Raw genomic sequence first — 22,575 nt, forward strand, 5'->3', positions numbered from 1 at the left:
GGAGGATTTGAAATGGGAAAACTAGCATTTCTTTTTCCGGGCCAAGGTTCACAGGCAGTTGGAATGGGTAAACAGTTAGCAGAGAATAATAAAGAGGTTGCAAATGTATTTGCAAAAGCAGATGAGGTGTTGCAAGACTCACTTTCAGAAGTGATTTTTGAAGGGCCGCAGGAAAAGCTTACGTTAACAACAAATGCGCAACCTGCTTTATTAACAACAAGTTTTGCTATTTTGACAGCTTTAAAAGAGTATGATATTACACCAGACTTTGTCGCAGGGCATAGTTTAGGTGAGTATAGCGCTCTTGTAGCAGCGGGTGCATTAACTTTTGAGGATGCAGTATATGCTGTAAGGAAACGTGGGGAATATATGGAAGAAGCTGTTCCTGGCGGAGAAGGTGCAATGGCGGCTATTTTAGGTGCTGATCCACATATGCTGAAACAAGTTACAGAAGAAGTAACAAGTGAAGGGTATGCAGTACAAATTGCTAATATGAATAGTACGAAGCAAATTGTGATTTCTGGAACAAAGCAAGGAGTCGAGATTGCTTCTCAAAGAGCGAAAGAACATGGTGCAAAGAGAGCAATTCCGCTTAAAGTAAGTGGACCGTTCCACTCTGCGCTTATGAAGCCAGCGGCGGAGAAATTCCAAAGTGTCTTAAATGAAATTACAATTCAAGATACGAATATTCCGGTAATCGCAAATGTAACAGCAGACGTTATTACAAGTGGTGCGCATATTCAAGAAAAGCTAATCGAGCAGCTCTATTCGCCTGTCTTATGGTATCCATCCATTGAATATATGGTGAGTCAAGGGGTAGATACATTTATTGAGATTGGACCTGGGAAAGTACTTGCTGGACTTATGAAGTCAATTGATTCATCAGTGAAAGCATACGCGATATACGATGAAGAGACATTACAAGATACCATTTCAAATTTGAGAGGAGAAAACTGATGTTAAAAGGGAAAGTAGCATTAGTAACGGGTGCTTCACGTGGAATTGGTCGTGCAATTGCGATTGATTTAGCAAAACAAGGGGCAAATGTTGTAGTAAATTATGCTGGTAACGAGCAAAAGGCAAATGAAGTAGTTGATGAAATAAAGAAATTAGGTTCGGATGCAATTGCAGTAAGAGCAGATGTTGCAAATGCTGAAGACGTTACAAATATGGTGAAACAAACTGTAGATGTATTTGGACAAGTTGATATTCTTGTAAATAATGCAGGTGTAACAAAAGATAATTTATTAATGCGTATGAAAGAAGAAGAATGGGATACAGTTATTAATACAAACCTAAAAGGTGTATTCTTATGTACAAAGGCAGTATCTCGATATATGATGCGTCAACGTCATGGACGTATTGTAAATATCGCTTCTGTTGTCGGAGTAACGGGAAACCCAGGACAAGCAAACTATGTTGCTGCTAAAGCAGGTGTAATCGGATTAACAAAAACATCAGCAAAAGAGTTAGCAAGCCGCAATATTACTGTAAATGCAATTGCTCCTGGATTTATTGCGACAGATATGACAGACGTATTAGATGAAAATATAAAAGCTGAAATGTTAAAATTAATTCCTGCAGCTCAGTTTGGTGAAGCGCAAGATATCGCAAATGCTGTAACGTTTTTTGCTTCTGATCAAAGCAAATATATTACAGGTCAAACGTTAAATGTTGATGGCGGTATGGTAATGTAATAAAAGAATCGATTTCAGCTAGTTTTTTTGGACAATATTTAATATAATATTTGAGGGGAGGTGAATGGAATGGCAGATGTTTTAGAGCGTGTAACAAAAATTATCGTTGATCGTTTAGGAGTAGAAGAAACAGAAGTAGTACCAGCTGCAAGCTTCAAGGAAGATTTAGGAGCAGACTCCCTAGATGTAGTAGAACTTGTAATGCAATTAGAAGACGAATTCGAAATGGAAATTTCTGATGAAGATGCTGAAAAGATTGCTACTGTTGGCGATGCTGTGACTTACATAGAGAGTCATCTATAATGCTTGAATGAAGTCCCGTTTTTTAGCGGGGCTTCTCGGCTTATATCTGGAGGGACCTATGCCGTACCGTAAATATAGAGAAAAAAAATACGAAACAAAATATCGTGAAGCGTTTAAAGTATTTCAAGAAAAAATAGGTATTACGTTTACAGATGAAAAATTATTGATTCAAGCATTTACGCATTCATCGTATGTGAATGAGCATCGAAAAAAACCGCATGAAGACAATGAGCGTCTCGAATTCCTTGGAGATGCAGTATTGGAACTTACTGTATCGCAGTATCTGTTTCAAAAATATCCGACAATGAGCGAAGGAGAGTTAACAAAACTACGTGCAGCTATTGTATGTGAACCATCTCTTGTTCGTTTTGCAAACGAGTTGTCATTTGGTAGCCTAGTTTTATTAGGAAAAGGTGAGGAAATGACAGGCGGACGTGAACGACCAGCTTTATTAGCGGATGTCTTTGAAGCGTTTATTGGTGCCCTTTATCTTGATCAAGGGCTAGAAACAGTATGGGGCTTCTTAAAAGAAATTGTATACCCTAAAATTAATGAAGGTGCTTTTTCTCATGTGATGGATTATAAGAGTCAATTACAAGAGTTGATTCAGCGTGATGGTAGTGGCAATATTGAGTATCAAATTTTGCAAGAAAAAGGACCGGCTCACAATCGAGAATTTGTGTCACGTGTTACGTTAAATAACGTGGCCTTAGGTCTTGGTAGTGGCAAGTCGAAAAAAGAAGCAGAGCAACAAGCTGCTGCAGAAGCGTTGAAAAAGTTAAAAGAACAACTATAAGGAATCCCCCTTTGAATGAGGGGGATTCCTTGTGCATAGAATGAAACTTTCCTTTCGTTTATAAATGTAAGGAAATGAAATCCGTATAATCGTTTGTTTTTGTATAAACAACATTTATAGCAACGGAGAATAGGAGGAAGGCCTTTCGTGTTTTTAAAAAGATTAGAAATAGCGGGATTTAAGTCTTTTGCTGAGCGTGTATCTGTCGATTTTGTCCCAGGTGTAACGTCTGTAGTAGGACCTAATGGAAGCGGGAAAAGTAATATTACTGATGCCATTCGTTGGGTACTTGGTGAACAATCGGCAAAATCATTACGTGGTGCAAAGATGGAAGATATTATTTTTGCAGGTAGTGATACGAGAAGAGCGGTTAATGTTGCTGAAGTAACATTAACTTTAAATAATGAAGATCAACGTTTACCGATTGAATATAATGAGGTGTGTGTAACGCGTCGTGTATCTCGTTCTGGTGATAGTGATTTTTATATTAATAAACAATCATGCAGGTTGAAAGATATTATCGATTTATTTATGGACTCTGGTATGGGAAGAGAAGCTTTTTCAATTATTAGCCAGGGGAAAGTTGAAGAAATTTTAAGTAGTAAATCAGAAGAACGTCGTGGGGTATTTGAAGAAGCGGCGGGAGTGTTGAAATACAAACTTCGTAAAAAGAAAGCTGAAGGTAAATTAGCAGACACACAAGAAAACTTAAATCGTGTACAAGATATAATTCACGAATTAAGTAGTCAAGTAGAACCTTTAGAAAGACAAGCTTCTATTGCAAAGGATTATCTCGAGAAAAAAGAAGAATTAGAGAAAGTAGAAGCGGCGCTTATTGTACATGAAATTGAAGAATTACATGAGAAATGGGAAGCGCTTCGAAATCAGTTTGGGCATAATAAAAACGAAGAAGCGAAAATGTCAACGCATTTACAAAAAGGTGAAGAAGAGCTAGAAGAATTACGAGGCCAATTACAAGCAGTAGATGAGTCTGTAGATTCCCTGCAAGAAGTACTTTTACTTTCTAGTAAAGAGCTAGAAAAGTTAGAAGGACAGCGTGAGCTATTAAAAGAGAGAAAGCAAAATGCAACGACGCATTGTGCACAACTCGAACAGTTAATTGTTGAATTAACAGAGAAAGCTACAAGTTATGATGGTGAAATTGAATCGAGTACAGAAGTATTGATGCAATTTGTAAATCATGTAAAAGAGTTGGAGACGAAATTGCATGATAATGAGCAATTACTTGCAACGTTTGCTGACAATTTAGAAGAGCAAATTGAGAATTTAAAAGGTGACTATATTGAACTTTTAAATCAACAAGCTAGTCATCGTAATGAGTTATCTATGATTGAAGAACAATCTAAACAACAAAACTCGAAAAATGAACGCCTTGATGAAGAAAATGCGAAATATGTAGAAATGCGTATGGAAATTACAGCGAAAAAGACAAAACTTGTGGAAAGTTATGAACAAGTAAAAGAAAAAGTAGCTGGAATCCTTTCGAATATACAAAAGACAGAAGCGGCACTTGGGAAATGCAAGGCGCAGTATAGTGAAAACGAAACAAAACTGTATCAAGCATATCAATTTGTACAACAGGCACGTTCTCGAAAAGAAATGCTAGAAGAGATGCAAGAGGACTACTCTGGTTTCTATCAAGGGGTACGTGAAGTATTAAAAGCTAGAGAAAATAGGTTGCAAGGTATTGAGGGTGCTGTTGCAGAACTGCTAACGGTACCGAAAGAATATGAAATTGCAATGGAAATTGCTCTAGGTGCAGCGATGCAGCATATAGTTGTACAAAAAGAAGAACATGCTCGTAATGCAATTGCGTTTTTAAAACAAAATAAACATGGACGAGCAACGTTTTTACCGCAAGCTGTTATTAAAGGTAGATCGTTATCATTTGAGCAATTACGTATTGTAAATCAGCACCCATCGTTTGTAGGTGTGGCAGCAGAACTCGTGCAATATAACAATAAATATGAAAATGTAGTTTCAAATTTATTAGGTACTGTTATTGTTGCAAAAGATTTACGCGGAGCGAATGAGTTGGCGAAACAATTGCAATACCGTTATCGCATTGTAACAATCGAAGGTGATGTAGTAAACCCTGGCGGTTCTATGACGGGTGGAGCGGTAAAACAGGCGAAATCATCTTTATTAGGACGTCAACGTGAACTAGAAGAGTGGACGAGTAAGTTAACTGATATGGAAGAGAAAACAACGAAGTTAGAAAACTTTGTTAAAGCAGTAAAACAAGAGATTCAAGAAAAAGAAGTGCAAATACGCGAACTAAGGCAAAGTGTAGAAGCAGAGCGTGTAGATGAACAGAAATTAAGAGAAGAAATTAGTCGCTTAGAATTAGAAGAACATCGTATTAATGATCGTTTATCTATTTACGATTTAGAGATTGAAGGGTTCTTGCAAGACCAAGTGAAAATGCAAGGCCGTAAAGAAGAGTTAGAAAAGATTTTGGCGACTCTTCAGGCAGAGATTACGGAATTAGATAGCAAAATCACAGCTTTAACAAAACAAAAAAGTGAGCAACATTCTTCGAAAGAAAAAGTTCAAAAAGAAATGACTGAGTTAAAAGTGTTAGCAGCTGAAAAGCAACAACGCTTATCTAATCAAAAAGAAAAAGTAGAACGATTGACGAAGGAAAAAGAAGAAACCGATGCAACGCTTGTCAAAACGAAAGAGGATTTAGCATTCTTAAAACAAGAAATGACATCGAATTCAAGTGGTGAAGAACAAATTACGAATATGATTGAGAAGAAAGCATATGATCGTAATCAAACTTCAGAGTTAATTCGCTCTCGTCGTGAACAACGTGTATCGTTACAAGAGAGAGTAGAACAGTTAGAGCGTAACCTGAAAGAAACAACAGGTAAACATAAATACATTCTTGAGATGTTGAAAGATCAAGAGGTAAAAATAAACCGACTTGATGTAGAGTTAGAAAATAGATTACAACATTTACGTGAAACATATACGATTTCATTTGAAGCGGCAAAACTGAAGTATACAATGGTGATGCCTGCTGAGGATGCACGTAAAAAGGTGAAACTAATTAAACTCTCCATCGAAGAGCTAGGTACAGTAAACTTAGGAGCAATTGATGAGTATGAGCGTGTGGCAGAGCGTCATACATTCTTACTAGAGCAAAAAGATGATCTAGAAGAAGCAAAAACGACATTGCACCAACTTATTACTGAAATGGATGAAGAAATGAAAAAACGCTTTTCTACTACGTTTGAAGGAATTCGAATGGAGTTTCAATCGGTGTTCTCTGAATTATTTGGAGGCGGTAGAGCGGATTTAGTTATGACGAATCCAGAGGACTTATTAAATACGGGTATTGATATCGTAGCGCAACCGCCAGGGAAAAAACTGCAAAACTTAGGTTTACTTTCAGGTGGAGAGCGTGCTTTAACGGCAATTGCGCTGCTATTTGGTATTTTAAAAGTGCGCCCAGTCCCATTCTGTGTATTAGATGAGGTAGAGGCTGCTCTTGATGAGGCAAACGTTGCCCGTTTTGCTCAGTATTTAAAGAAATTTAGTGATGAGACACAGTTTATTGTAATTACACATAGAAAAGGTACAATGGAAGAGTCTGACGTATTGTACGGTGTAACAATGCAAGAGTCAGGGGTATCTAAACTTGTTTCGGTTCGTTTAGATGATGGAGAAGAACTAGTTGCAAGCAAATAGAAAGGATGGGACAGTATGAGCTTTTTTAAAAAACTAAAAGAAAAAATTTCAAAACAAACAGATACGGTAACAGAGAAGTTTAAACAAGGATTAGAAAAAACGAGAAATTCGTTTGCAGATAAAGTAAATGATTTAGTCTTTCGTTACCGTAAAGTAGATGAAGATTTCTTCGAAGAATTAGAAGAAATTTTAATCGGTGCAGATGTTGGCGTTTCGACAGTGATGGAATTAATCGACCAGCTGAAAGAAGAAGTGCAACGCCGTAATATTCAAGATCCAAAAGAAGTACAAGCTGTTATTTCGGAAAAATTAATAGAAATTTATAAAGGTGACAGCGATTTTACTAATGAAATTAATGTGCAAAAGGATGGTTTAACAGTTGTTTTATTTGTTGGTGTGAATGGTGTAGGTAAAACGACAACAATTGGTAAGATGGCTCATAAGTTTAAATCAGAAGGTAAGTCTGTCTTATTAGCAGCAGGAGATACATTTCGTGCTGGAGCGATTGAACAATTGGAAGTATGGGGCGATCGCGTTGGGGTAGAAGTGATTAAACAAGGATCAGGGTCTGATCCAGCAGCGGTTATGTATGACGCTGTACAAGCTGCAAAAGCACGTAAAGTAGATGTATTACTATGTGATACAGCAGGGCGTTTACAAAATAAAGTAAACTTAATGAAAGAGTTAGAGAAGGTAAAGCGTGTAATTGAGCGTGAAGTACCAGGAGCTCCTCATGAAGTATTGCTTGTTATTGATGCAACAACAGGACAAAATGGTTTAAGTCAAGCGAAAACATTCCGTGAAGCAACGAATGTGACTGGTATTGTTTTAACGAAGTTAGATGGAACTGCTAAAGGTGGTATTGTATTAGCAATTCGTAACGAAATGGATGTACCGGTGAAATTCGTTGGATTAGGAGAGCAAATGGATGATCTGCAACAGTTCGATCCAGAACAATATGTATATGGTTTATTTGCGAACTTAGTAGAAACAGAAGAAGTATAAGTGAAAGAAGCGGTATTTTCCGCTTCTTTTTCTATAAAAATATGAGATGTTAAGAAAAAAACTTGACACTCTTTTGTACTCCATGTAAACTAATTCATGTAAAGGGAAATCACTTAACAAAGGATGATCCAACATGCTCGAAAAAACAACGAGAATGAACTATTTATTTGATTTTTATCAATCGTTGTTAACGCAAAAACAAAGAAGTTATATGTCGCTTTATTATCTAGATGATTTATCTCTTGGTGAAATTGCGGAAGAATTTGATGTAAGTCGCCAAGCCGTGTATGATAACATTAAACGGACTGAAGCGATGCTTGAAGAATATGAAGAAAAATTAGTATTACTTCAAAAGTTTCAAGAGCGACAGCGACTTGTTGCAAAGCTAAAACAGCTAATCAGCGAAGAAGAGCATGTGAATGAAGAAATGAAACAAGTTGTTGAAGCTATCGAAAAATTAGATTAGGAGGGCGGCAATATGGCATTTGAAGGATTAGCCGACCGACTTCAACAGACGATGCAAAAAATCCGCGGCAAAGGAAAAGTTTCTGAAGCCGATGTGAAAGAAATGATGAGAGAAGTTCGTCTAGCTCTTTTAGAAGCGGACGTTAACTTTAAAGTAGTAAAAGATTTTGTAAAGCGTGTATCTGAACGTGCTGTCGGACAAGATGTAATGAAAAGTTTGACACCTGGACAACAAGTAATTAAAGTTGTACAGGAAGAACTTACAGAACTTATGGGCGGAGAGCAAAGCAAAATTGCTGTTGCTAATAAGCCACCGACTGTTATTATGATGGTTGGTCTGCAAGGTGCAGGTAAAACAACGACGACAGGTAAGCTTGCGAATTTGCTTCGTAAAAAGCATAATCGTAAACCAATGCTTGTTGCGGCGGATATTTACCGTCCTGCAGCGATTAAACAGCTTGAAACATTAGGGAAGCAATTGGACATGCCTGTATTCTCTTTAGGAGATCAAGTAAGTCCTGTTGAAATTGCGAAACAAGCGATTGCAAAAGCGAAAGAAGATCATCATGATTATGTTTTAATTGATACAGCAGGTCGCCTGCATATTGATGAAGAACTAATGGATGAATTAGCGAAAGTGAAAGAAGTTGCGAAACCGGATGAAATTTTCCTTGTTGTCGATGCGATGACAGGACAAGACGCGGTTAATGTTGCACAAAGTTTCCATGAACAGTTAGGTTTAACAGGGGTTGTATTAACGAAGCTGGATGGTGATACGCGCGGTGGTGCGGCATTGTCTATTAAAGCTGTTACAAATACGCCAATTAAATTTGCAGGTATGGGTGAAAAACTAGATGCACTTGAAGCGTTCCATCCAGAACGTATGGCATCCCGTATTTTAGGGATGGGAGACGTCTTAACATTAATTGAAAAAGCGCAAGCTACAGTTGATGAAGAGAAAGCAAAAGAACTTGAGCAAAAAATGCGTACGCTTTCGTTTACACTTGACGATTTCCTAGAACAACTTGGACAAGTGCGTCAACTTGGCCCGCTTGATGAATTGTTAGGAATGCTTCCTGGTGCAAATAAAATTAAAGGGCTGAAAAATGCACAAGTTGATGAAAAACAAATTGGGCATATTGAGGCAATTATTCGTTCTATGACTAAATTAGAGCGAGAACAACCGGAAATAATCAATGCTAGTCGCAAAAAACGCATTGCCAAAGGTAGCGGTACAACGGTACAAGAAATCAATCGTTTAATCAAGCAATTTGATGATATGAAAAAGATGATGAAAACGATGACTGGAATGCAAAAAGGTAAGAAAAAAGGACTAGGTGGATTGAAGTTTCCATTCATGTAAGGAAAAAAGATGGCTCTGTTAAGAAAAAATACTTTACAAAGCAATAGTCTTTTTGCTAATATAATTATCTGTGTGAAATAAATTCGGAGGTGCTTTATAAATGGCAGTTAAAATTCGTTTAAAACGTATGGGAGCTAAAAAAACTCCTTTCTATCGTGTAGTTGTTGCAGATTCTCGTTCTCCTCGTGACGGACGTTTCATTGAGGAAATCGGTACTTACAATCCGGTTGCTCAACCAGCTGAAGTTAAGATCAACGAAGAAGCAGCATTAAAATGGTTAGGAAATGGTGCTAAACCATCTGATACAGTTCGTAACTTATTCTCTAACCAAGGTATCATGGAGAAATTCCACTTATCTAAACAAGGTAAGTAATTGAGGCAATGACTATGAAGAAGTTAGTCGAGACGATTGTCAAGCCTCTTGTCGATTATCCTGAAGATGTAAAAGTTACACAGGAACTTTACAACGGAGAGATAAAGTATCGATTAACTGTACATCCTGAGGATGTTGGAAAAGTCATTGGAAAACAAGGGAAAGTTGCGAAAGCAATTCGAATGCTCTTGTATTCAGTGGGACATCACAATAGTGAAAAAGTAACACTGGAAATTCAATAAACGTAAAAAGGGCGAGGAGTTATTTCCTCTCCCTTTTTTAACATTTAAAGAGAAATTGCATGTTCCATATGTGAAATGGGGATGCTTAATTTATATAGAAACCAGGGGTGACATACTGTTTATGACAAAATGGTTTAACGTAGGGAAAATTGTAAATACTCATGGCGTAAAAGGAGAAATTCGTGTGGTTTCTCGTACTGATTTTCCAGAAGAGCGATATAAGGTAGGGAATACGTTATACATATCGAATGAAAAAGGTGGAGAGCCTTTCCCAGTAAAGATTACTTCTCATCGTCAACATAAAACATTTGATTTATTGACATTTGAAGGATATGGGAATGTAAATGAAGTAGAACAGTTTAAAGGTTCTCTTTTAAAAGTACCTGAAGATCAATTAGGCGAACTAGCTGAAGGCGAATACTACTATCATGAAATTATTGGTTGCAACGTTGTAACGGAAGAAGGAGAAGCGTTAGGGACAATAAAAGAAGTTTTATCTCCTGGTGCAAACGATGTTTGGGTAATTAAACGTCCAAAAGGTCAAGATCTGTTAATTCCTTATATTGATGATGTTGTACTTCAAGTTAACATTGAGAATAAATTAGTAACCATTCATGTAATGGAAGGGCTACTATAATGAAAATTGACATTTTAACTTTGTTTCCAGATATGTTTACAGGTGTGTTTGGATCTTCAATTTTAAAGAAAGCACAAGAAAAAGAAGCGGTAGAGCTCCGTGTTGTCAATTTCCGTGATTATACAACGAGTAAGCATAATAGTGTGGATGATTATCCGTATGGTGGCGGCGCTGGGATGGTGTTAACTCCTCAGCCTATTTTTGATGCTGTAGAAGATTTAACGAAAGAAACGGAGCGGAAGCCGCGAGTTGTCTTAATGTGTCCGCAAGGTGAAAGGTTTACTCAGAAGAAAGCGGAAGAGCTTGCAGAGGAAGAACATTTAATCTTTGTATGTGGGCATTATGAAGGATATGACGAACGAATTCGTGAACATCTCGTAACAGATGAGATTTCTATCGGTGACTATGTATTAACAGGCGGAGAGTTAGCCTCTATGGTTATAACTGATAGTGTCGTACGTCTCCTTCCAGGAGTACTAGGAAATCATGCTTCACAAGTCGAGGATTCGTTTAGTACAGGTTTATTAGAGCATCCTCATTATACACGTCCAGCTGATTTTCGTGGTATGAAAGTGCCAGATGTATTAATGTCGGGAAATCATAAAAATATTGATGAATGGCGACATAAAGAATCGTTGCGTCGTACGTACACGCGTAGACCGGATTTACTAGAAGAACGAGAATTGTCTAAGCAAGAAAAGAAGTGGCTAGAACAGATTAAAGAAGGCAAATAAGTGCTTGATATATTTTCTATTGCAACAGCCTTAGCAATATGCTATTATAACACTTGTGCTGCTGAAATCAGTAGCCGTATTAACGATGTTCCGCTGTAATTTATTTAGACTTTATAAGAGCATCTGTTTAAAGGAGAGAATTTAATATGCAACAATTAATCGCAGAAATTACAAAAGGCCAATTAAAAACTGACCTTCCTTCATTCCGTCCTGGAGACACTTTACGTGTACACGTAAAAGTAGTTGAGGGAACTCGTGAAAGAATTCAGCTTTTCGAAGGTGTTGTAATTAAACGTCGTGGTGGCGGAATCAGTGAAACATTCACAGTTCGTAAGATTTCTTACGGTGTAGGTGTAGAGCGTACATTCCCAGTTCACACGCCAAGAATCGCGAAAATCGAAGTACTTCGCCGTGGTAAAGTACGTCGTGCTAAGTTATACTACTTACGTAACCTTCGCGGTAAAAAAGCACGTATTAAAGAAATTCGATAAGACATGTATGGGAGCTTGTAAATGCACAAGCTCCCTTTTTCCAATCTATATAAAATTTTGATATAATACGATCAGCTTACATAATCGTGGAGGGGAAAAGCATGAAGAAAGAAAAGAGTTCACTTTGGGAATGGATCAAGGCAATTTTGATAGCTGTTGTATTAGCAGGTGTTATTAGACAGTTTTTCTTTGCGCCAATTCTCGTAGATGGAGTATCGATGGCGTCTACATTACATGATCGCGATCGAATGATAGTTAATAAAATTGGTTATCACATAGGAGATCCGAAACGATTTGATATTATTGTATTCCGAGCGACGGAAGATAAAGATTATATTAAGCGTATTATCGGCCTACCAGGCGATGAAATAGAGTATCGTAATGATAAACTATATGTTAACGGAAAGGCTTATGAGGAGCCGTATTTAGACAAGCAGAAAAAACAAATTGCTGACGGACCGCTTACATATGATTTCACTCTTGAAGAAATGACAGGGAAGAAAACTGTTCCAGAAGGTCAATTATTTGTTTTAGGTGATAATCGTCGTTTTAGTAAAGATAGCCGTTCGATTGGTACAATTTCAATGGACCAAGTGATTGGAAAGGCAAATATACTATATTGGCCGTTAAAAGATGCTCGTATTGTGAAATAAAAGAAAAAGAAGGTGGCAACATGGTAATTCAATGGTTCCCGGGACATATGGCAAAGGCTAGACGCCAAGTAACAGAAAAATTAAAGTTAATTGATGTTGTAATTGAGCTTGTAGATGCTCGATTACCTTTATCTTCTCGAAATCCGATGATCGATGAGATTATTACACATAAACCGAGGCTTGTTGTTTTAAATAAAGCGGATATGGCAGACGATCGTTTAACAAAGCAATGGATCGCATATTTTAAAGAAAAAGGCCATATGGCAATTTCAATTAACGCACAGGCTGGACAAGGCATGAAGGAAATTGCGGCGGCTTGTAAAGTGTTAGTGAAAGAGAAATTCGATAAAATGGTTGCAAAAGGTATTAGACCGAGAGCGATTCGTGCATTAATTGTAGGGATACCGAATGTTGGTAAATCTACGTTGATTAATAAGTTAGCGAAGAAAAATATTGCTAAAACAGGGGATCGTCCTGGTGTGACAACAGCTCAGCAATGGATTAAGGTTGGGAAAGAAATGGAGCTGTTAGATACGCCAGGTATTTTATGGCCTAAATTTGAAGACCAATTAGTTGGGTTACGTCTAGCTACGACTGGTGCAATTAAAGATTCTATTTTAAATCTACAAGACGTAGCTGTTTATGCGCTACGTTTTATGGAGAAACATTACCCAGACCGATTAAAAGAGCGCTATAATTTAAATGACATTCCAGAAGACATCGTGGAGTTATTTGATGCGATTGGAAAAAATAGAGGCTGTTTAATGGGCGGCGGAATGATTGATTATGATAAAACATCTGAACTTATACTTCGTGAGCTTCGTGGTGGCAAACTTGGGAAAATGACGTTTGAAACACCAGAAGAGTTTGCGGAGCAGACAGAAGATGCAGAAAAAGTAGAAGAAGTATAAGACGTGCGTTTGTACGTCTTTTCTTTTTTGTATATAAAGGGAGTGGCATGAATGCAAAAAGTGACTATTCAAGAGGCGGAACATTTACTACAAGAAATTATGAGTGAAGAGGACGACCGCTTTCAAATATTAATAAAAGATGAACGTAAAGGGGTACAAAAGCTCATTTCTAAGTGGTATAAACAAAAAGAGTTAGCGCAAAAGGAAAAAGAAAAATTTCTAGAAATGTCTAAGTATGAAAATGCGTTACGTGAAAAAGGTCTCACATATATCGCAGGTATAGATGAAGTAGGTCGTGGACCGTTAGCTGGGCCTGTTGTGACGGCAGCTGTCGTTCTTCCTGAGGATTTTTATATTCCGGGGTTAAATGACTCGAAAAAGTTGAGTGAAGCGAAACGTGAGCGTTTTTATGATGAAATTAAAGCGCAAGCAATTGCAATTGGAGTTGGAATTGTATCACCGCAAGTTATTGATGAAATAAATATTTATCAAGCGACGAAACAAGCGATGTTAGATGCTGTAGCGAATTTATCTTGTACACCACAATATTTATTAATTGATGCGATGAAACTCCCTACACCAATTCCGCAAACATCTATTATTAAAGGTGATGCAAAAAGTATTTCTATTTCAGCTGCATCCATTATTGCGAAAGTAACGAGAGATCGTATGATGAAAGAGCTTGGAGAAAAGTATCCTGCATATGGATTTGAACAACATATGGGATATGGCACAAAACAACATTTAGAAGCGATTGAAGCGCATGGCATATTAGAAGAACATCGAAAATCGTTCGCGCCAATTAAAGATATGATTCAAAAATAAGCTGCGAAAACGCAGCTTATTTTGTATTTTGACATATAAACATTACTATTTTCCAAAAAGAATAAAGCGATTTCAGTTTTCTGACACTTTATTGTAGACAGCGTGCCAATCATCTTATACAATGGCAATGTAATGTTTTTTAAACATTAAAAAACTTTTCGAGTAAAACAGGAAAACAGGGGAGGATGGGACCATGAATATCCATGAGTACCAAGGTAAGGCAGTCCTTAGAAGCTATGGGGTTAGCGTTCCGAACGGGAAGGTTGCATTTACAGTAGAAGAAGCTGTAGAAGCGGCGAAAGAATTAGGAACGGATGTATGTGTAGTGAAAGCACAAATTCACGCTGGTGGACGCGGCAAAGCTGGCGGAGTAAAAGTTGCAAAAAATTTAGATGAAGTTCGTACATATGCAGAGAGCATTTTAGGAACTACACTTGTGACACATCAAACAGGTCCTGAAGGTAAGGAAGTAAAACGCTTACTTATCGAAGAAGGTTGCGATATTAAAAAAGAATATTATGTAGGTCTTGTTTTAGACCGTGCAACTTCTCAAGTTGTTTTAATGGCTTCTGAAGAAGGCGGAACAGAAATTGAAGAAGTAGCAGAAAAAACACCTGAAAAAATCTTTAAAGAATATATTGATCCAGCAGTAGGCTTACAAGGCTTCCAAGCACGCCGAATTGCATTTAACATCAATATTCCAAAAGAGCTTGTAGGACAAGCTGTGAAGTTTATGATGGGCTTATACCGTGCTTTTATCGAAAAAGATTGCTCTATCGCAGAGATTAACCCACTTGTTACAACAGGTGATGGTAAAGTTATGGCATTAGATGCGAAATTAAACTTTGATTCTAATGCTTTATATCGCCATAAAGACATTTTAGAACTTCGTGACCTTGATGAAGAAGATGCAAAAGAAATCGAAGCTTCTAAATATGACTTAAACTACATTCCTTTAGATGGAAATATCGGTTGTATGGTTAATGGTGCAGGTTTAGCGATGGCTACTATGGATATCATTAAACATTACCATGGAGATCCAGCTAACTTTTTAGATGTTGGTGGCGGTGCGACAGCTGAAAAGGTTACAGAAGCATTCAAAATTATCCTTTCTGACAAAAATGTAAAAGGTATCTTCGTTAACATTTTTGGTGGCATTATGAAGTGTGATGTTATTGCAGAAGGTGTTATTGAAGCAACGAAACAAGTAGGTCTTGAATTGCCTTTAGTTGTACGTCTTGAAGGTACAAACGTAGAGTTAGGTAAGAAAATTTTAAATGAGTCTGGCTTAAATATTGTTGCAGCAGAATCTATGGCAGACGGTGCACAAAAAATTGTTTCACTAGTGGGCTAATAGAAAGCGGGGGAGAAAAATGAGCGTATTAGTTAATAAAGATACAAAAGTTATTGTTCAAGGTATTACAGGTTCTCAAGGGTTATTCCACACAAAGCAAATGATAGAATACGGTACGAAAATTGTCGGTGGTGTAACGCCAGGTAAAGGTGGCACTGATATTGAAGGTGTACCAGTATTTGATACTGTAGAAGATGCAGTGAAAGCAACGGGCGCAAACGCTTCAGTTGTATACGTTCCACCCGCTTTTGCGGCTGATGCAATTATGGAAGCAGTTGATGCAGAAATTGATTTAGTAGTATGTATTACTGAAGGAATTCCTGTATTAGATATGGTAAATGTAAAGAGATATATGGCTGGTAAACATACACGTTTACTTGGACCGAACTGCCCAGGTGTTATCACACCTGATGAATGTAAAATTGGTATTATGCCAGGATACATTCATAAAAAAGGTCATGTAGGTATCGTATCTCGCTCTGGTACATTAACGTATGAGGCTGTACATCAGTTAACACAAGAAGGTATTGGTCAATCTACGGCTGTAGGTATCGGCGGAGACCCTGTTAACGGTACAGACTTTATTGACGCGTTAAAAGCATTTAATGAAGATGAAGAAACACACGCTGTAATTATGATTGGTGAAATCGGTGGTACAGCGGAAGAAGAGGCAGCTGAATGGGTAAAAGCTAATATGACAAAACCTGTTGTAGGCTTCATTGGCGGCCAAACAGCGCCTGCTGGCAAACGTATGGGTCATGCTGGTGCAATCATTTCTGGCGGCAAAGGAACTGCTGCAGAAAAGATTAAAACGATGGAAGCTTGTGGTATTAAAGTAGCGGAAACTCCAGCAGTTATGGGTGAAACGCTAATCTCTGTCTTAAAAGAAAAAGGTCTATTTGAGACTTGTAAAAACTACTAATCTGTTGAAAGACACCTTCTTGCTTGAAGGTGTCTTTTTACAAACTTCTTGTTAACATAATAAAAATTATGGGTAAGGAGAATTGTGATGAAAAGAGAACGATTATTACATCTTCATTACTTGTTAGCAGACCATTGGAAGGCGATAGAGAGGCTATTACATGTCGATCCAGAATTGAAGGAAATATACAATTTTAATGCAAAACAAATTGAATGTTACACTGGAATATCCTCGAAAAAATCTTCAGAATTAGTAAATTTTCTTCAAAGTTCAAATCTCCCACAATATATATCTTATTTAGAGAAAAATCGATTCTTTTATATGACAATATGGGATGAAGATTATCCAAAATTATTACGTGAAATACAAGATCCTCCCTTTGTATTATATGGAAAAGGAGAAAAAGATTTTCTCAATAAAGTGAATAAATTAGCGGTTGTTGGAACAAGAGAACCGAATTTATATGGATATGAAAGTTTGAAATTTATTTTACATCCATTATTAGAAAAGGAATGGCTTGTTGTCAGTGGATTTGCAAGAGGGATAGATGCGATGTCTCATGAAATTACAGTAAAACGGCATTGCCCAACAATTGCGATACTAGGACATGGATTATCGTATATATATCCAAGAGAGAATCGATATTTATATGAAGTGTGGAATGAATATATATTGTTATTAACAGAGTATCCGCCGCACTATGCACCGAAAAAATGGTATTTTCCAAAAAGGAATCGGATTATTAGTGGCATAAGTAAAGGTGTTTTAGTTGTAGAAGCGAAATCGAGAAGTGGAACACTTATTACCGCAGACCTTGCTCTAGAGCAAAATAGAGAGGTATTTGCACTTCCTGGACCTATATTTATAGATAGTGCATCAGGAACAAATCATCTCATTCAACAAGGAGCGAAACTAGTAAGAAATGCAGAAGATATACTGGAAGAGATTTTAAATTAACCTTATATTTTTATGTTTTTATTAAACAATTATTGACAAATGGTAGATAGGCACTGTATGGTATATTCATTCTTGATTGACAAAAACAAGAGAAATCAATAAGATTAATGAAGACTTGAATCCACCTCTTAAGGAGGCACTAGCATGTCAGATTACCTCGTAATCGTGGAGTCGCCTTCTAAGGCGAAGACCATTGAGAAATATTTAGGGAAAAAATACAAAGTTGTCGCGTCTATGGGACACGTTCGCGATTTACCTAAAAGCCAAATGGGGATAGAAGTAAAGAACAACTTCACCCCGAAGTATATTACCATTCGTGGTAAAGGTCCCGTCTTAAAAGACTTAAAATCAGCAGCAAAAAAAGCAAAGAAAGTCTATCTCGCGGCCGATCCAGACCGCGAAGGGGAAGCTATTGCTTGGCATTTAGCCAATACGTTAAATGTGGACGTTGAATCAGATTGCCGAGTTGTGTTTAATGAGATTACAAAAGATGCAATAAAGGAATCCTTTAAACATCCTCGCGCGATTAACATGAATTTAGTAGATGCACAACAAGCAAGACGTATACTAGATCGTCTTGTTGGTTACAATATTAGTCCTTTATTATGGAAGAAAGTAAAAAAAGGATTAAGTGCAGGACGCGTACAATCTGTAGCAGTTCGTTTAATTATCGAACGTGAAAGAGAAATTCAAAGTTTCGAGCCTGAAGAATTCTGGACAATTAAGACAGAATTTGTGAAAGGGAAAGACACATTTGAAGCAAGCTTTTACGGTGTAGATGGTGAAAAAGTTCAATTAACGAATGAAACACAAGTGAATGAAATAATTGAACGGCTGAAAGATAATGCGTTCTCAGTTGAAAATGTAACGAGAAAAGAGCGAAAACGTAATCCGGCATTACCATTTACAACATCTTCCTTGCAACAAGAGGCGGCGCGTAAGTTAAACATGCGAGCAAAGAAAACGATGATGCTTGCGCAGCAATTGTATGAAGGAATTGATCTTGGAAAACAAGGAACTGTAGGTCTTATTACGTATATGAGAACTGATTCAACACGTATCTCAGAAACAGCTCAAACAGAGGCACGTACGTACATTACTGAGGCGTTTGGTACGGAATACATAGGAACAGAAAAGAAGAAAGAAACGAAGAAGTCGAACGCACAAGATGCGCATGAGGCAATTCGTCCTACTTCGGTAATGAGAAAGCCAGAGGAACTAAAGAGTTTCTTAAGTCGTGATCAACTTCGATTGTATAAATTGATTTGGGAGCGATTTGTTGCAAGTCAAATGGCGTCTGCTATAATGGATACTGTGACAGCGAGACTCATTAATAATAATGTTCAGTTCCGTGCAAGTGGATCGGTTGTAAAGTTCCCAGGATTTATGAAAGTGTATGTAGAGTCGAAAGATGATGGGGCTGAAGAAAAGGATAAGATGTTGCCACCTTTAGAAGTAGGGGAAACCGTATTTTCGAAGGATTTAGAACCGAAGCAACACTTTACACAACCTCCGCCGCGCTATACAGAGGCTCGTTTAGTAAGAACACTTGAAGAGCTTGGAATTGGAAGACCGTCGACTTACGTACCGACACTTGAAACGATTCAAAAACGTGGATATGTAGGTTTGGATAATAAACGCTTCGTTCCAACTGAACTAGGTGAAATAGTAATTGAACTTATTTTAGAGTTTTTCCCAGAAATTATTAACATTGAATTTACTGCTAACATGGAGCAAAGCCTCGATGAAGTAGAAGAAGGAAATGCGAATTGGGTAAAAATTGTTGATGATTTCTACGTAGGATTTGAACCGCGTTTAGAAAAAGCGGAAAAAGAAATGCGTGAAGTGGAAATTAAAGATGAACCAGCTGGGGAAGATTGTGAATTATGTAATCACCCAATGGTCTTTAAAATGGGTAAATACGGGAAATTTATGGCTTGCTCGAATTTCCCAGATTGTCGTAATACAAAACCGATTGTGAAAGAAATCGGTGTTACTTGTCCGAAATGTGATAAAGGTCAAATTATTGAGCGTCGTAGTAATAAAAAGAAACGTCTTTTCTATGGGTGCGGTACGTATCCAGAGTGTGACTTTGTATCTTGGGATAAGCCGATTGGCCGTAAATGTCCGAAGTGTGAAGGTATGCTAGTAGAGAAGAAGTTGAAAAAAGGCGTACAAGTACAATGTATTTCGTGTGATTATGAAGAAGAACAACAAATGTGAGCGTAACTGCTCACATTTTTTTCGGGAAGAAAAGGAAAGGTGATAAATATATGACAACACAAGTAGTAAACGTCATTGGCGCAGGTCTTGCAGGAAGTGAAGCAGCTTACCAAATTGCAAAACGTGGTGTCCAAGTAAGATTATACGAAATGAGACCGGTAAGGCAAACGCCAGCTCATCACACAGATAAATTTGCAGAATTAGTATGTAGTAACTCGCTTCGCGCAAACACATTAACAAATGCTGTTGGTGTTATTAAAGAAGAAATGCGTTTAATGGATTCTGTTATTATTCGTGCAGCTGATGAGTGTTCTGTACCAGCAGGAGGGGCTTTAGCGGTAGATCGTCATGAATTTGCGGCAAAAGTAACGGAATATGTGAAAAATCATCCGAACGTAACTGTGGTGAATGAAGAAATTACTGAAATTCCAGAAGGTCCTACTGTTATCGCGACAGGTCCACTTACGTCGCCTGATCTTTCTGCGCAATTAAAAGAATTAACGGGTGAAGACTACTTTTATTTCTATGATGCAGCAGCACCGATTGTTGAGAAAGACAGCATTGATATGAATAAAGTGTATTTAAAATCTCGTTACGATAAAGGTGAAGCGGCATATTTAAACTGTCCAATGACGGAAGAGGAATTCGACCGTTTTTACGAGGCTTTAATCGCTGCTGAAACAGTACCTTTAAAAGAATTTGAAAAAGAAATTTTCTTTGAAGGTTGTATGCCAGTAGAAGTTATGGCAAGTAGAGGAAGACAAACACTAGTATTTGGACCGATGAAACCTGTTGGATTAGAAGATCCGAAAACAGGGAAAACGCCATATGCTGTTGTTCAGTTACGCCAAGATGATGCAGCGGGAACGTTATACAATATCGTAGGTTTCCAAACGCATTTAAAATGGGGACCGCAAAAAGAAGTGTTACAGTTGATTCCAGGACTGGAAAACGCAGAGATTGTACGTTATGGTGTAATGCATCGTAATACGTTTATTAATTCACCTAACTTGCTTCGTCCAACATACCAATATAAACAACGTGATGATTTATTCTTCGCTGGTCAAATGACTGGAGTGGAGGGATATGTTGAATCAGCGGCTTCAGGATTGCTAGCAGGTATCAACGCTGCTCGACTTGTAAAAGGTGAAGAGCCGGTTGTATTACCACCAGTAACTGCGATGGGAAGTATGGCGAATTATATTACTGCGACAAATGCAAAAAACTTCCAACCGATGAATGCAAACTTCGGTCTGTTTGCACCGTTAGAGAAGAAAATTAAAAAGAAAGCAGAACGTAATGAAGCCTATGCAACACGCGCTTTAGAAACGATTCGAAATTTTGTAAATATTTAGTTAAATTTCTTGCAAAGGCTACTAAGTTGTGATACGATTTAGTAGCCTTTATTGAGGTGAATTGTGTGAATGTGAAGAAATTGTTACAATTATTCGTTGGATATTTACAAATTGAAAGAAATTATTCAAAATATACAATTGCAAGTTATCAAAATGATTTAGAACATTTTGTGCAATTTATGGAGCGAGAAGGCATATCCTCTTTTTTAGATATTACATACGCGGATGTTCGTTTGTACTTAACGACGTTGCACGATGAAAAGTTAGCCCGTAAATCTGTCGCAAGAAAAGTATCAAGCTTACGAAGTTTATATCGTTTTTTGATGCGTGAAGGTTATCGGAAGGATAATCCGTTTGCACTTGCGTCACTCCCCAAAAAAGAATTGTCAATCCCAAAGTTTTTATATGCTGAAGAATTAGAGGAATTATTTGAAGTTTCTGATACGGAAACCCCGTTAGGTCAAAGGAATCAAGCTTTATTAGAGTTGATGTATGCGACCGGGATCCGTGTGAGTGAATGTGTCAATTTACAACTTACCGATATTGACTTTGCGGTGGGGACAATTTTAGTAATGGGAAAAGGAAAAAAACAAAGGTATATTCCGTTCGGGAGCTATGCACAAGATGCTTTAATTACTTATATAGAGAACGGGAGAAAACAGTTAGCCAAGAAAACTGAAGAACAATCTCATATGGTATTTTTAAATGCGAAAGGCACGCCGCTGACAAGTCGAGGAGTACGCTATGTATTAAATGAACTCATTAAGAAAGCTTCACTGACAATGCGTATAAGTCCTCATATGTTAAGGCATACATTTGCTACACATATGTTAGATGAAGGGGCAGATTTACGTACTGTACAGGAGCTACTCGGTCATGAAAATTTGTCTACGACACAAATTTATACGCATGTCTCTAAAGAAAGATTGCGTTCTGTCTACATGAAGCATCACCCACGGGCATAAATTGCTTTTAAAGCTATAAAAACATATAAAGGAGTTTTTTCTATGGGAAATTTCCACGCTACAACGATATTTGCAGTTCATCATAATGGAGAATGTGCAATGGCTGGAGATGGCCAGGTGACAATGGGAAATGCTGTTGTAATGAAACATACAGCTCGTAAGGTTCGTAAACTTTTTCAAGGGAAAGTTTTAGCTGGTTTTGCAGGTTCAGTTGCTGATGCATTTACTCTTTTTGAAATGTTTGAAGGGAAATTAGAAGAGTATAATGGAAACTTGCAGCGTGCTGCTGTTGAGATGGCGAAGCAATGGCGCGGTGACAAAATGTTACGTCAGCTAGAAGCGATGCTCATTGTCATGGATAAAACAACTATGCTCCTTGTTTCAGGTACGGGAGAAGTGATTGAACCGGATGATGGTATTTTAGCAATTGGATCTGGCGGAAATTATGCGCTTTCAGCAGGTCGTGCTTTAAAACAATATGCAAGTGAACATTTAACAGCGAAGCAAATTGCGAAAGCGAGTTTAGACATTGCAGGCGATATTTGTGTGTATACAAACCACAATATAATTGTGGAAGAATTGTAGAA

The 22,575-nt window shown here is 37.6% G+C and carries 23 protein-coding genes; all 23 read left to right on the forward strand.

What is annotated here, in order from left to right:
• Nucleotides 1-12 precede the first annotated feature (12 nt).
• The 23 genes from fabD to hslV all read left to right on the forward strand — a co-directional run bounded on the left by fabD (nucleotide 13) and on the right by hslV (nucleotide 22,573).
• Nucleotides 13-957 carry an ACP S-malonyltransferase gene (gene fabD, locus PDK19_RS04425; protein WP_000516951.1) on the forward strand — a complete coding sequence of 315 codons (945 nt, stop codon included), beginning with the start codon at nucleotides 13-15 and terminating at the stop codon, nucleotides 955-957.
• Nucleotides 957-1,697 (forward strand): 3-oxoacyl-[acyl-carrier-protein] reductase, encoded by a 741-nt coding sequence (gene fabG, locus PDK19_RS04430; RefSeq protein WP_000911784.1) that lies wholly within the window; start codon nucleotides 957-959, stop codon nucleotides 1,695-1,697. The genes fabD and fabG overlap by 1 nt, the downstream gene beginning before the upstream one ends.
• Nucleotides 1,698-1,766: 69 nt before the next feature.
• Nucleotides 1,767-2,000 carry an acyl carrier protein gene (acpP, locus tag PDK19_RS04435; protein WP_000786062.1) on the forward strand — a complete coding sequence of 78 codons (234 nt, stop codon included), beginning with the start codon at nucleotides 1,767-1,769 and terminating at the stop codon, nucleotides 1,998-2,000.
• 58 nt (nucleotides 2,001-2,058) lie between these two features.
• Entirely contained in the window at nucleotides 2,059-2,796 is a 738-nt protein-coding gene (gene rncS / locus PDK19_RS04440; protein ID WP_001146876.1) for a ribonuclease III, read from the forward strand.
• Between the two features lie 147 nt (nucleotides 2,797-2,943).
• Complete coding sequence (gene smc / locus PDK19_RS04445) at nucleotides 2,944-6,513, forward strand: chromosome segregation protein SMC (RefSeq protein ID WP_000479000.1); 3,570 nt, start codon at nucleotides 2,944-2,946, stop codon at nucleotides 6,511-6,513.
• Nucleotides 6,514-6,528: 15 nt separating this feature from the next.
• A complete protein-coding gene (gene ftsY, locus PDK19_RS04450; RefSeq protein WP_000007647.1) occupies nucleotides 6,529-7,518 on the forward strand; it encodes a signal recognition particle-docking protein FtsY in 990 nt (329 codons plus the stop codon).
• A 133-nt stretch (nucleotides 7,519-7,651) separates the two neighbouring features.
• Nucleotides 7,652-7,984 (forward strand): putative DNA-binding protein, encoded by a 333-nt coding sequence (locus PDK19_RS04455; RefSeq protein WP_000891062.1) that lies wholly within the window; start codon nucleotides 7,652-7,654, stop codon nucleotides 7,982-7,984.
• A 12-nt stretch (nucleotides 7,985-7,996) separates the two neighbouring features.
• Nucleotides 7,997-9,346, forward strand: a complete 1,350-nt coding sequence (gene ffh, locus PDK19_RS04460; protein WP_000863461.1) for a signal recognition particle protein — start codon at nucleotides 7,997-7,999, stop codon at nucleotides 9,344-9,346.
• Nucleotides 9,347-9,446: 100 nt separating this feature from the next.
• The gene (gene rpsP / locus PDK19_RS04465) at nucleotides 9,447-9,719 is read left to right on the forward strand and encodes a 30S ribosomal protein S16 (protein WP_000268750.1); all 273 of its coding nucleotides are present in this window, start codon (nucleotides 9,447-9,449) and stop codon (nucleotides 9,717-9,719) included.
• Nucleotides 9,720-9,733: 14 nt separating this feature from the next.
• Complete coding sequence (locus tag PDK19_RS04470) at nucleotides 9,734-9,961, forward strand: KH domain-containing protein (protein ID WP_000737403.1); 228 nt, start codon at nucleotides 9,734-9,736, stop codon at nucleotides 9,959-9,961.
• A 121-nt stretch (nucleotides 9,962-10,082) separates the two neighbouring features.
• Nucleotides 10,083-10,598, forward strand: a complete 516-nt coding sequence (gene rimM / locus PDK19_RS04475) for a ribosome maturation factor RimM (RefSeq protein ID WP_000170268.1) — start codon at nucleotides 10,083-10,085, stop codon at nucleotides 10,596-10,598.
• The gene (gene trmD, locus PDK19_RS04480; RefSeq protein ID WP_000686892.1) at nucleotides 10,598-11,332 is read left to right on the forward strand and encodes a tRNA (guanosine(37)-N1)-methyltransferase TrmD; all 735 of its coding nucleotides are present in this window, start codon (nucleotides 10,598-10,600) and stop codon (nucleotides 11,330-11,332) included. Before rimM ends, trmD begins: the two co-directional genes overlap by 1 nt.
• Nucleotides 11,333-11,478: 146 nt before the next feature.
• Nucleotides 11,479-11,823, forward strand: coding sequence for a 50S ribosomal protein L19 (gene rplS, locus PDK19_RS04485; RefSeq protein WP_001186516.1), 345 nt, complete (start codon nucleotides 11,479-11,481; stop codon nucleotides 11,821-11,823).
• Between the two features lie 101 nt (nucleotides 11,824-11,924).
• A complete protein-coding gene (gene lepB, locus PDK19_RS04490) occupies nucleotides 11,925-12,476 on the forward strand; it encodes a signal peptidase I (RefSeq protein ID WP_000711857.1) in 552 nt (183 codons plus the stop codon).
• Between the two features lie 20 nt (nucleotides 12,477-12,496).
• A complete protein-coding gene (ylqF, locus tag PDK19_RS04495) occupies nucleotides 12,497-13,387 on the forward strand; it encodes a ribosome biogenesis GTPase YlqF (protein ID WP_000236697.1) in 891 nt (296 codons plus the stop codon).
• Between the two features lie 51 nt (nucleotides 13,388-13,438).
• Nucleotides 13,439-14,212 carry a ribonuclease HII gene (gene rnhB / locus PDK19_RS04500; protein WP_001174724.1) on the forward strand — a complete coding sequence of 258 codons (774 nt, stop codon included), beginning with the start codon at nucleotides 13,439-13,441 and terminating at the stop codon, nucleotides 14,210-14,212.
• A 193-nt stretch (nucleotides 14,213-14,405) separates the two neighbouring features.
• Nucleotides 14,406-15,566, forward strand: coding sequence for an ADP-forming succinate--CoA ligase subunit beta (sucC, locus tag PDK19_RS04505; protein ID WP_001020785.1), 1,161 nt, complete (start codon nucleotides 14,406-14,408; stop codon nucleotides 15,564-15,566).
• A 19-nt stretch (nucleotides 15,567-15,585) separates the two neighbouring features.
• Entirely contained in the window at nucleotides 15,586-16,488 is a 903-nt protein-coding gene (gene sucD / locus PDK19_RS04510; RefSeq protein WP_000115178.1) for a succinate--CoA ligase subunit alpha, read from the forward strand.
• Between the two features lie 87 nt (nucleotides 16,489-16,575).
• A complete protein-coding gene (gene dprA, locus PDK19_RS04515; RefSeq protein WP_242296029.1) occupies nucleotides 16,576-17,445 on the forward strand; it encodes a DNA-processing protein DprA in 870 nt (289 codons plus the stop codon).
• A 144-nt stretch (nucleotides 17,446-17,589) separates the two neighbouring features.
• Complete coding sequence (gene topA / locus PDK19_RS04520) at nucleotides 17,590-19,668, forward strand: type I DNA topoisomerase (protein ID WP_001286972.1); 2,079 nt, start codon at nucleotides 17,590-17,592, stop codon at nucleotides 19,666-19,668.
• A gap of 50 nt (nucleotides 19,669-19,718) precedes the next feature.
• Entirely contained in the window at nucleotides 19,719-21,023 is a 1,305-nt protein-coding gene (gene trmFO / locus PDK19_RS04525) for an FADH(2)-oxidizing methylenetetrahydrofolate--tRNA-(uracil(54)-C(5))-methyltransferase TrmFO (RefSeq protein WP_002028254.1), read from the forward strand.
• Between the two features lie 65 nt (nucleotides 21,024-21,088).
• Nucleotides 21,089-21,988, forward strand: a complete 900-nt coding sequence (gene xerC, locus PDK19_RS04530; protein ID WP_001101228.1) for a tyrosine recombinase XerC — start codon at nucleotides 21,089-21,091, stop codon at nucleotides 21,986-21,988.
• Nucleotides 21,989-22,030: 42 nt separating this feature from the next.
• Complete coding sequence (gene hslV / locus PDK19_RS04535; protein WP_000526271.1) at nucleotides 22,031-22,573, forward strand: ATP-dependent protease proteolytic subunit HslV; 543 nt, start codon at nucleotides 22,031-22,033, stop codon at nucleotides 22,571-22,573.
• Nucleotides 22,574-22,575 lie beyond the last annotated feature (2 nt).

This window comes from Bacillus cereus group sp. BcHK124, from assembly GCF_027712065.1.
GTDB lineage: Bacteria > Bacillota > Bacilli > Bacillales > Bacillaceae_G > Bacillus_A > Bacillus_A pacificus.

Coding starts and splice junctions, on each gene's coding strand:
- rnhB (WP_001174724.1), top strand. CDS start 13,439: ATGCAAAAAGTGACTATTCAAGAGGCGGAACATTTACTACAAGAAATT.
- fabG (WP_000911784.1), top strand. CDS start 957: ATGTTAAAAGGGAAAGTAGCATTAGTAACGGGTGCTTCACGTGGAATT.
- trmFO (WP_002028254.1), top strand. CDS start 19,719: ATGACAACACAAGTAGTAAACGTCATTGGCGCAGGTCTTGCAGGAAGT.
- rpsP (WP_000268750.1), top strand. CDS start 9,447: ATGGCAGTTAAAATTCGTTTAAAACGTATGGGAGCTAAAAAAACTCCT.
- sucD (WP_000115178.1), top strand. CDS start 15,586: ATGAGCGTATTAGTTAATAAAGATACAAAAGTTATTGTTCAAGGTATT.
- lepB (WP_000711857.1), top strand. CDS start 11,925: ATGAAGAAAGAAAAGAGTTCACTTTGGGAATGGATCAAGGCAATTTTG.
- topA (WP_001286972.1), top strand. CDS start 17,590: ATGTCAGATTACCTCGTAATCGTGGAGTCGCCTTCTAAGGCGAAGACC.
- acpP (WP_000786062.1), top strand. CDS start 1,767: ATGGCAGATGTTTTAGAGCGTGTAACAAAAATTATCGTTGATCGTTTA.
- ftsY (WP_000007647.1), top strand. CDS start 6,529: ATGAGCTTTTTTAAAAAACTAAAAGAAAAAATTTCAAAACAAACAGAT.
- ylqF (WP_000236697.1), top strand. CDS start 12,497: ATGGTAATTCAATGGTTCCCGGGACATATGGCAAAGGCTAGACGCCAA.
- sucC (WP_001020785.1), top strand. CDS start 14,406: ATGAATATCCATGAGTACCAAGGTAAGGCAGTCCTTAGAAGCTATGGG.
- ffh (WP_000863461.1), top strand. CDS start 7,997: ATGGCATTTGAAGGATTAGCCGACCGACTTCAACAGACGATGCAAAAA.
- hslV (WP_000526271.1), top strand. CDS start 22,031: ATGGGAAATTTCCACGCTACAACGATATTTGCAGTTCATCATAATGGA.
- trmD (WP_000686892.1), top strand. CDS start 10,598: ATGAAAATTGACATTTTAACTTTGTTTCCAGATATGTTTACAGGTGTG.
- PDK19_RS04455 (WP_000891062.1), top strand. CDS start 7,652: ATGCTCGAAAAAACAACGAGAATGAACTATTTATTTGATTTTTATCAA.
- fabD (WP_000516951.1), top strand. CDS start 13: ATGGGAAAACTAGCATTTCTTTTTCCGGGCCAAGGTTCACAGGCAGTT.
- rimM (WP_000170268.1), top strand. CDS start 10,083: ATGACAAAATGGTTTAACGTAGGGAAAATTGTAAATACTCATGGCGTA.
- PDK19_RS04470 (WP_000737403.1), top strand. CDS start 9,734: ATGAAGAAGTTAGTCGAGACGATTGTCAAGCCTCTTGTCGATTATCCT.
- dprA (WP_242296029.1), top strand. CDS start 16,576: ATGAAAAGAGAACGATTATTACATCTTCATTACTTGTTAGCAGACCAT.
- rplS (WP_001186516.1), top strand. CDS start 11,479: ATGCAACAATTAATCGCAGAAATTACAAAAGGCCAATTAAAAACTGAC.
- rncS (WP_001146876.1), top strand. CDS start 2,059: ATGCCGTACCGTAAATATAGAGAAAAAAAATACGAAACAAAATATCGT.